The sequence below is a fragment of the uncultured Acidovorax sp. genome, from assembly GCF_964021665.1.
In the GTDB taxonomy this organism is placed as follows: domain Bacteria; phylum Pseudomonadota; class Gammaproteobacteria; order Burkholderiales; family Burkholderiaceae_C; genus Acidovorax; species Acidovorax temperans.
Genome location: NZ_CAXIAK010000122.1, coordinates 1 through 8,579, shown reverse-complemented (window position 1 = coordinate 8,579; position 8,579 = coordinate 1). Strand labels below are relative to the sequence as shown.

6 protein-coding genes and 1 pseudogene are annotated in these 8,579 nt (G+C 64.6%); all 7 read right to left on the bottom strand.

Annotated features, from left to right (window positions below; all coding sequences use genetic code 11):
• Positions 1–192, bottom strand: a pseudogene (locus tag AADJ04_RS16850) (hypothetical protein); the annotation flags it as partial.
• Positions 193–194: 2 nt separating this feature from the next.
• Positions 195–773, bottom strand: a complete 579-nt coding sequence (locus AADJ04_RS16845) for a nitrous oxide reductase accessory protein NosL (RefSeq protein ID WP_044396914.1) — start codon at positions 771–773, stop codon at positions 195–197.
• Complete coding sequence (locus tag AADJ04_RS16840; RefSeq protein WP_066698741.1) at positions 770–1,585, bottom strand: ABC transporter permease subunit; 816 nt, start codon at positions 1,583–1,585, stop codon at positions 770–772. Before AADJ04_RS16840 ends, AADJ04_RS16845 begins: the two co-directional genes overlap by 4 nt.
• A gap of 3 nt (positions 1,586–1,588) precedes the next feature.
• Positions 1,589–2,539, bottom strand: a complete 951-nt coding sequence (locus tag AADJ04_RS16835; protein WP_341240321.1) for an ABC transporter ATP-binding protein — start codon at positions 2,537–2,539, stop codon at positions 1,589–1,591.
• Positions 2,514–3,791 (bottom strand): nitrous oxide reductase family maturation protein NosD, encoded by a 1,278-nt coding sequence (locus AADJ04_RS16830; protein ID WP_341240320.1) that lies wholly within the window; start codon positions 3,789–3,791, stop codon positions 2,514–2,516. Before AADJ04_RS16830 ends, AADJ04_RS16835 begins: the two co-directional genes overlap by 26 nt.
• A complete protein-coding gene (locus AADJ04_RS16825) occupies positions 3,791–6,412 on the bottom strand; it encodes a 4Fe-4S binding protein (protein WP_341240319.1) in 2,622 nt (873 codons plus the stop codon). The genes AADJ04_RS16830 and AADJ04_RS16825 overlap by 1 nt, the downstream gene beginning before the upstream one ends.
• Positions 6,413–6,641: 229 nt before the next feature.
• The gene (gene nosZ / locus AADJ04_RS16820) at positions 6,642–8,564 is read right to left on the bottom strand and encodes a TAT-dependent nitrous-oxide reductase (protein ID WP_341240318.1); all 1,923 of its coding nucleotides are present in this window, start codon (positions 8,562–8,564) and stop codon (positions 6,642–6,644) included.
• Between the last annotated feature and the right edge of the window lie 15 nt (positions 8,565–8,579).

Here is an 8,579-nt window from a genome sequence, read left to right as displayed (position 1 = left end):
GGGGGGCGCCACCACGCACACATCGTCGCCTACGGTGGGTGGCGTTGTAGTCTCTGCGCCCTGCTGTCCCCAGCCTGATCGCCACTGCCACGCGGCCGTGGCTGCAGTGCCCAGCAGCAGCGCAGCGACGGCCATGCGCCGGGTGGGCTGCGGGCCGCGGGCTGCGGGTGGGCAGGATGGCTGCGAGAGCATGGTTACATCCGCGTGTCGTGCAGCGCGCCGCCGCTCAGGTCCACCATGGCGGGCGTGATTTCAGCGAAGCGCAGCACCTTGCCGCCGTATTCGCCTGCAAACTTCTTCGCGTCGGCCTCTTGCGCAAAGCTGCCGATGGTTGGGCCCATCGAGCCATGGCGCTTGCCGCCCACCACATACACCGCTGTCTTGGCGTCAATCCAGTGGCCCTTGGGGGCATTCCAGTCGGCCTGGCCCATGTCCTGCACGTACACCGCCTGGGCGGCCCGCACTTGTTCGCCTGCCAGCAGGGTGGCAAACAATTCCACTGTGTCGCAGAAGAACGAGGGCTTGTCTTGCCCCGCAAAGCGCACCTGCGCCTTGGGGCCAGGGTAGTCGGCCAGCAGCATGCCGTCCAGCTCGCAACTGGTGGCACCGTCGATTTCCACGGGCTTGAGGGATTGGGCGCTGCTGTTGTCGGCCTGGCTGCAACCGGTCAGGCCAGTAAGGCCTGTGATGGCGCCGATGGAGGCAAGGGCGGCCCAGCCCAGCATGTGGCGCCGGGTGGCGCAGCCGCATTGGGGGTGGTAAGGATGGGTCATGGTTTGAATCTCCAGCTCGCCAGGCCAAGTGGCACCACAATCCAGGCCGCCATCACCGAGCCCATCAGCCATGGCTTGGCCAGGGCAGGGGGCACGATGCTGGTGAGCCCGTACAGGGTGCGCACGTCTTCCAGCGAGAACACGTTGAGGATGCGGAAAACGTCTGCGGGGTTGAGCAGCAGCAGGTAGGCCATGGCCGCACCGCCGTGGCTGCCGCCCGTGGCCACCAGGGCACCGAGCAGCAACAAATCAAACACCAGCACAAAGAAGAACCAGGTGGCAATGGCCAGGCCCGAGGCGCGCGTGCGCTCATGGGTCAGGACGGACAGCAGCACGGCCAGGCTCAAGAAGGCCAGACCCAGCAGCACCGAACTGACCATGAAGCCGCCGTAGTGGAACAGACCCGCCCAGTTGAACTGCCGGTACAGCAGCACAGCCACCAGACCAAAGCCCGCCAGGGTAGACAGCGTGAGTGCCGCCGCCAGCCCCAGGTACTTGCCCAGCAGCAGCTCAATCCGCGTGATGGGCAGGGACAGCAGCAGGTCGAGCGAGCCGCGCTCACGCTCGCCCACGATGGCGTCAAAGCCCAGCAGCAGCGCGATCAGCGGAATGAGGTAAATGACCAGGCTGACCAGGCTGGCGATGGTGAATTCGATGGAGCGAAAGCCCACGGTGCCTTGCTGCGCGCCGCCAAAGTAGGCAATGGCGAGTGAGAACACCGTGAACACCAGCGCCACTGCCAGCACCCAGCGGTTGCGCATGCGGTCGCGGAATTCCTTGCCCGCGATGGTGAGGATCTGTGTGAATTCCATGGCTCAGTTCTCCCGCAGGCCGAAGTACACGTCTTCGAGCGAGGGCTCGATGATGTTGACGTCCAGCACCTTGGCGCCCAGTGGGCCCAGGGCGCCCAGCACGGCCATCTTGGCGCCGCGCGGGCAGCTGATGCTGAGCCCGCTGGCGTTGGCGTTTGCGGTGGTGGTGATGCCTGCCAGGGGCGCCAGGGCCAGCACCGCAGCGGGGATGTCTGCTTCGTTCAGCGCCAGCTCAATGGTCAGCGGCATCTGGGCCTGTTCGCGCAGTGCCTGCACGCTGCCCAGGGCCTGCAGCTTGCCTGCGGCCAGGATGGCCAGCCGGTCTACACGTTCTTGCAGCTCAGCAAGGATGTGCGAGGTGATGACGATGGTGACGCCACCGGCCTGCAGCTCGCGCAGCGTGGCATAGAAGTCGCGGATGGCCTGCGGGTCCAGGCCGTTGGTGGGCTCGTCCAGCAGCAGCACCTGCGGGTTGCCGAGCAGCGCCTGCGCAAAGCCCAGGCGCTGGCGCATGCCCTTGGAATATTCGCGCACTGATCGCTTGCCAGCATGGGCCAGGCCCACGCGGTCCAGCAGCGCCTGGCACTGCGACAGCGGCGCGCCCTTGAGGCGGGCGAAGAAGTGCAGGGTTTCCAGCCCGTTCAGGTTGTCGTACAGCACTACGTTTTCAGGCAGGTAGCCCAGGTGGCGGCGCGCGGCGCGAAAGTCGCGGCCCTGCACCGTGGCGCCGCTGACGCGGATGTCGCCCGAGGTGGCGGGCACCAGGCCCAGGATCATCTTGAACAGCGTGCTCTTGCCCGCGCCGTTGTGGCCGATGAGGCCGAAGATCTCGCCGCGCTCCACGCGCAGGTCGATGCCGTCCACGGCGTGCAGTGCGCCGTAGTGCTTGTGCGCGCCCCGCACCTCGATGGCGGGGGGCTCGCTCAGGTCAATGGGGGGAGGTTTGCGTGTCACGCTGAAAATTCCGTTGGGGTTGATTCGGTTGCATGCGGGGCTTGGGGTCCACCACGGTGGGCACACGCAGCACAGGGAACTGCTGGCCCACCAGGCGCAGTGCCTGCACCGCGGGGCTGGCCAGCAGCAGCTTGATGGTGGGGTGGCGCCAGGTCAGGCGGTCCACCATGTCGTTGGCTTCGTAGGGCACATCGCCCACGCCGTTGCCGTCGCGGTCCCAGCCCAGGTAGTTGCTCCAGTAATTGCCGCTGTCGGTGCCCCAGCGCTCGTCGCGTGCGCCCACGTAGCGCACCTGTTCGCGGTTGCCGATAAAGTCGTTGCCTTCCACCTTGTTGCGGGTGGAGCCTGCGGACAGGTGCACGCCCACGGTGTTGCGAAGGATGAGGTTGCCGCGCAGGGTGGCGTATTCCACGTCGTAGATGAAGAAGCCGCGAGCGTTGTCGGCCACCACGTTGTTTTCGATGATCGAGTCTTGCAGCGTGCGCAGCATGATGCCGTGGTCGCTGTTGCCCCAGGCGCGGTTGTTGCGCACCACCTGGTCGCGCACTTCCATCAGCGCCAGGCCGCCCCGGTTCAGGTAGGTGTCGTTGTCTTCCCACAGGTTGTAGTAGGAATTCATGTAGTGCGTGCCGTAGCGGCTGTGGTGCAGCTTGTTGCCACGGAAGATGGCGTGGTGCGACACATCCACATACAGCGCATCGCGCACAAAGCTGATGTGGTTGCCTTCGATGCGTGCGCCGGTGGTGTTGTACAGCTGCACGCCATTGCCGCGCTGCGACGAGTTCACATCGCGCAGGCCGGTGATGGTGTTGTGCTCCACCCGCACATCGTTGGCCTTTTCAATCCACAGACCGAACAGGTTATAGGTGAGATCGTTCTTGCGCACCACGGCGCGGTGCGCGCCGGGGTAGATGTAGATGCCCGCGTTCTGGTCCTTGAGGCTGGTGCCCGAGTCGCGCACGATCAGACCTTCCAGCACCACATCGGGGGCGGTGACGCGGATGGTGTCGCCCACCTGCCCGCCGCTGAGTGTGGGGCGGCCCACGCCGCGCAGCGTCAGCGCCTTGTCGATGCGCAGGTTCACGCGGTAAAAACCCCGTTCCACCTCCACTGTGTCGCCAGGGGCGGCGGCTTGCACGGCGGCCTGCAGATCCTGACCGGCCTGCACGCGCACGGTGGCGGCGCTGGCAGGCTGGCTGAGCAGGCTGGCGGCCAAGGCCAGCAGCGCGAGGGCGGCGAGGTGCGGTTTCATCACGCCAACCCTACCAGGGTCTTGATGGCCAGGAACAAGGCAGCGCCGATCAGCAGGTTCTTGAAGCCCACATAGCTCAACATGTCCATCACGCCGGCCACGCGGTACTGGTCGCGCCACCAGGGGCCGTCCTTCACATAGCGCTTGCCCGACAGGCGGATCAGCACCTCGTACACGCTCCAGCCAAACCACCAGCCAATGATGGCACCCGACGACAGCGAGCCCATGGCGGCCATGACCCAGGCCACGCTGGCAGCCACGGCGAGCGAGAAGCCCGCTACCTGCAAGGCGCGGCGTGAAGCCCAGCCCTCGCGGCTCCAGGGCCACAGGTGGTCTACCAGCTCCAGCAGTACCCAGCGCAAGCCACGTGCGCCGGTCTTGGTGGCGGGTTGGGCAGGCGGCGTGGGCATGCGCGGATCGGGGCCCTTGGCGGCCTTGGCCGAGATCTGGTCCGCCACCGTGGCAGGGTGGATCGGGATGAAGTAGCCGTTCTTGCCGATGGGCGTGATCTCCAGGCCATCCTTCTCGCGGCGCTTGCGTTCCTTGGCCAAGGGCGGGCAGCCCTTGGTGTCGGTGTAGAGCACCATGCAGTCTAGGCAGTGCAGGCATTCGCGGTGGTCAATGCGGCCATCGGCATCAATGGCCTGGGCGCCACAGCCCACGGCGCAGGCCTTGCAGCTGTTGCAGTCCTGCTTGCGCTTGAGGCCAAACCAGCGGAAGGTGCTGGGCATGGCCAGCGACGCGCCCAGCGGGCAGATGTATTTGCAATAAGGCCGCTCGATGAAGATCGACACGCCCAGGATGGCCGCCACAAACAGGCTGTAGGGCCAGGCGCGGTTCATCACACCCACCAGGAAGGTGGTCTTGAACGGCTCCACCTCGGCCAGCTTTTCAGCCAGGCCCATGGAGAACATCGACACCACCAGCAGGCCGAAGAACACCGCGTACTTCACCCACTTGAGCCGGTCGTGCCACTTCTGCGGCAGCTGGGTCTGGAAGCGCTTGAGGCCGATCATGCGGGCGACCTTGTAGATCGCCTCCTGCAGCGAGCCGAACGGGCACATCCAGCCGCAGAACAGGCCGCGCCCGAACAGGAACACGGTGACGATGATGAAGATCCAGAACAGGAAGATGAACGGATCAGACAGGAACAGCGACCACGTCCACTGGAACAGCAGCGAGTGGAACCAGGTCAGCACCTGCGTGATGGAGGGCTGCGCCATGGCGCCAAAGCCGATCCAGAAAATGGCCAGGGCCCAGAAGGTGTACTTGAAGCCATTGACGGGCCACTTGTTCTTGTGGGTGGACAGGCGGGTGAGCTTTTCGCGCAGGGCGTACACCACTGTGACGGCGATGAGCACCAGTGCGAATAGCGCAATCTCCACCGCACGCGTCTTCCACACGCGCACCCAGGGGGCGTCGGGTTCTTCAATCGTGGGGCGGCCGCCTTGCAGCATGCTGGCGGGCAGCCAGTAAGGCGTATCAAAGCTGGTGAAGCTGCGGGTGCCCGTGGCGCGGTCTACGCGGTTGCCCAGAAAGCTCAGCTTCCAGGGGTAGGCGGCAGAGAACGCGGCCGAGCGGATGATGAAGATGACGGACTCGTTGTAGCTCGGGGCTCCAGCCGCATCTAGGCCATAGAGGTTGAGTGCATCGAGATCACGGAAGGTGAAGGAATCTGCGCCCTGGCGCACCTGCACCCGGTCGTAAATGCCGCCGCGCACAAAGCCCGAGCCCTTGAACGATTCCTTGCCGCCCGTGCGGATGATGAAGAAGGCGTGCTCGCCTTCCTTGAGCTGCAGGCGCAGGTTGTTCCAGCCGTTGTCGCCCAGCAGGCTCTTGCCCAAGTCGGGGTGGTTCAAATCGCCAAACCACAGCTCGATGAAAGGCTCGGGGCCCTTGTCCAGGCCCACCTGTTCGGGCAGCACGCGCAGGCGCTGCACGGTGCCTTGCTGCACCAGTTCGGCCCAGGTAAGGCGTTTGCCGGTTTCGGCATAGCGAGCGGGCTCGCGCACCGTGGGCGCGAGGATGCCCACCTGCCGTGCCACCGCCGAGCCCGAGGCCATCATGACCTGGTTCTGCGCGATGACGGTGACGGTGGCGCCCGAGATGGCATCGAGCCCGATCACGTTCTCATCGGGGCGCGACTGGCCCACCTCGATCTTGTCGGCCACCGACTTGCCCAGGTACTGGGCGTTGAAGTTGAGCAGTGCCGATTCAGGAATGCCCAGCAGCAGGATGGGCTCTGAATGCTTGAGCACCTTCACGCCCACAAAGCGGCCTTGCGTGTCCATGCCGATGAGCGTGACCACCGGCTTGCCCGAGTAGGCAGGCGTGTCGGTGATGTCGGTCGAGAGCATGACGTAGCCGAGCAGCTTGCGCGGCTCGCTGGCCTGGTCGTATGCCTCTACGTAGGGCGGCTGGCCCTTGCGTTCGGAAAAATGGGTGGCGCCCGGAAACACATCCTTGCAGGGCACGAGGGCGCACAGGTCGCGCGCGGTGGCCAGTTCCGCCGGCAGCTCTGCCTCGTAAGCACCCGCCGCCGCATGGGCACGCGACAGCAGCAACAAAGGCAACAGCAAGACCAGAACAAGTGCGGAGAACCGCCGACCGAGGGATGTCATGGGACTATCTTTTTGATAGCTGCCAGCGCTTATTTCATAAGCTCTAGAGCAATATTTGGCTTAAAAATCAGTGTGGCCTATGCCACTGACGCTGCCCAAGCGAAGGCAGCCGAGCAAGGGCCTACGCCGGCCGCGCCGCCCCGCCGCGAGGGCTGCGTCCCCCTTCCGCAGCGCGTAGCGCTGCAAGAGAAGGGGGAAGGCGCGCAGCGCCTCAGGGGGATGCTCCGAATTAAGCTTCGACGATCATGCGAGTACGCATCTCCAGGTGCAGCGCATGGCAGAAGTGCGTGCAGTAGCACCAGAACACACCGGGCTTGTCGGCGATGAAGGTCACCGACTTGGTCTCCAGCGGGTTCACGATGAAGTTCACGTTGTAGTTCGGGATCGCAAAGCCGTGCGTCAGGTCTTCGATCTTGTCCAGGTTGGTCAGGATCAGCGTGACCTCGTCACCCTTCTTGAGCTTGAACTCGCGCAGGCTGAATGCGGGGGCCTGCGAAGTCATCTTCACGGTGACCTTTTTGCCATTGCGGAACACGCCGGACTCCTTCGGGTCCTTCACGGCCAGCGGGAACTCGTCGAGCGTGTAGACCTGCTTTGGACGCACCAGATCGCGCTTGAAGATGATGAAGTCATGGGGCTCGCCACGCACGGGGTGGTCGGCCAGCAGCACCATCTTCTCGCCCGAGATGTCGATGAGCTGTTCGTTCTCGGGGTGCAGCGGGCCCGCGGGCAGGAAGCGGTCCTTGGAGAACTTGCAGCCCACAGCCAGGAACTTGCCGTCGGCGGCGATGGTTTCGGACTGCGAGGCATTGACGTGACCGGGCTGGTACTGCACGTCCAGGCGGTCCACCACATACTTGGCGTTCTTGTCGCCGGCGTGGAACTTGATGGCGGCTTCCACGTTCCACTTGACCACCTGGCTGTCCAGGAACAGGGTGGTGTAGGCGTTGCCACGGCCGTCGAAGGCGGTGTGCAGCGGGCCCAGGCCGATTTCGACCTCAGCGACGATGGCGGAGTCGAGCTTTTCCAGCTTGCCGTCGAACCATTCAAGCACCTTGGCCAGTTCGATCACGGTGGCGGTGGGCGAGAGCTTGCCGGCGCAGATGAAATACTTCTGGTCGGGGCTGGCGTTCACGCCGTGCGGGTTCTTGGGCACCGACACATAGGCGGTGAGGGCCGTCTTGGGGTCCTTGTTGGCTTCGTGCGTGCCATCGACCACGGGCACCTTGGAGGAGCCGATGGTCTTGAACTTGCCGGCCTTGACAGCTTCTTCGATGCGAGCAATGTTGAAAAACAGGCAGGCGTCGCGCTCGGCGGACATCATGTCCTCGTACTTGGCGCCCATCTCGGTGTTGTACTGGTTCGTCGCAGCGAGCTTGCCGTCATAGGAGGTGGCGGTCAGATCGCAGTTGCCGTCGATCAGCACTTGCCAGCGCACTTCCATGGTCTCGGCGTCCACGCAGGTGAACATCGAGCGGTACTTGGTGTGATCCTCGGAGCCGGTATTGGGCAGCGGGATGCTGAACTCGGCGCCGCAGAACACGCGCGTGGTGTAGTTGATCGCTGGATCGACCGGGTCGCGCTTGTCCGGGAAAATGCCGTGGAAGCCCTGCACGTTGGGCAGCTGGGTGATCTTGTCGCAGATGAAATAGTCCAGGCGGATACGGGCCAGACGGCTGTTGATCTTGTCGTTGATCCAGGCGTAGCGGCCGTCGTAGTTGCCGTCTTTGTACGAAGCGTGGGTGTGGTGGGTATCGGCCACCGTGTAATTCAGGCTGCCGTCGGGCTTGGTGCCCATCACGGCCTTGGATTCATTGGTGATGCCCCAGCCCACCAGCGCGTCGGGTACGAAGCAGGGGATGCGGGTGATTTCGCGGCCCGATGGCAGGCCCAGCACGCGCATGTCGCCCGTGTGGCCACCGCTCCACAGGCCGTAGTAGGTGTCCAGCTCGCCGGGCTTGAGGTGCACGTTGGCGCCAGCTCCTGCATGGCTCGATGCGGGGGCGGCAGGCGCTGCAGGCGCGGCCGCAGTGCCGGGCTTTTCGGTGCAGGCTGCAACGCCAGCCGTCAGGCCAACCAGTGCAGCGGTGTTGATGAAACTGCGCCGGCCCAGGCCGCCGGATGCAAGTTGCTGGTCTTTCTTATCGATCATGTTTTACCTCTTTAG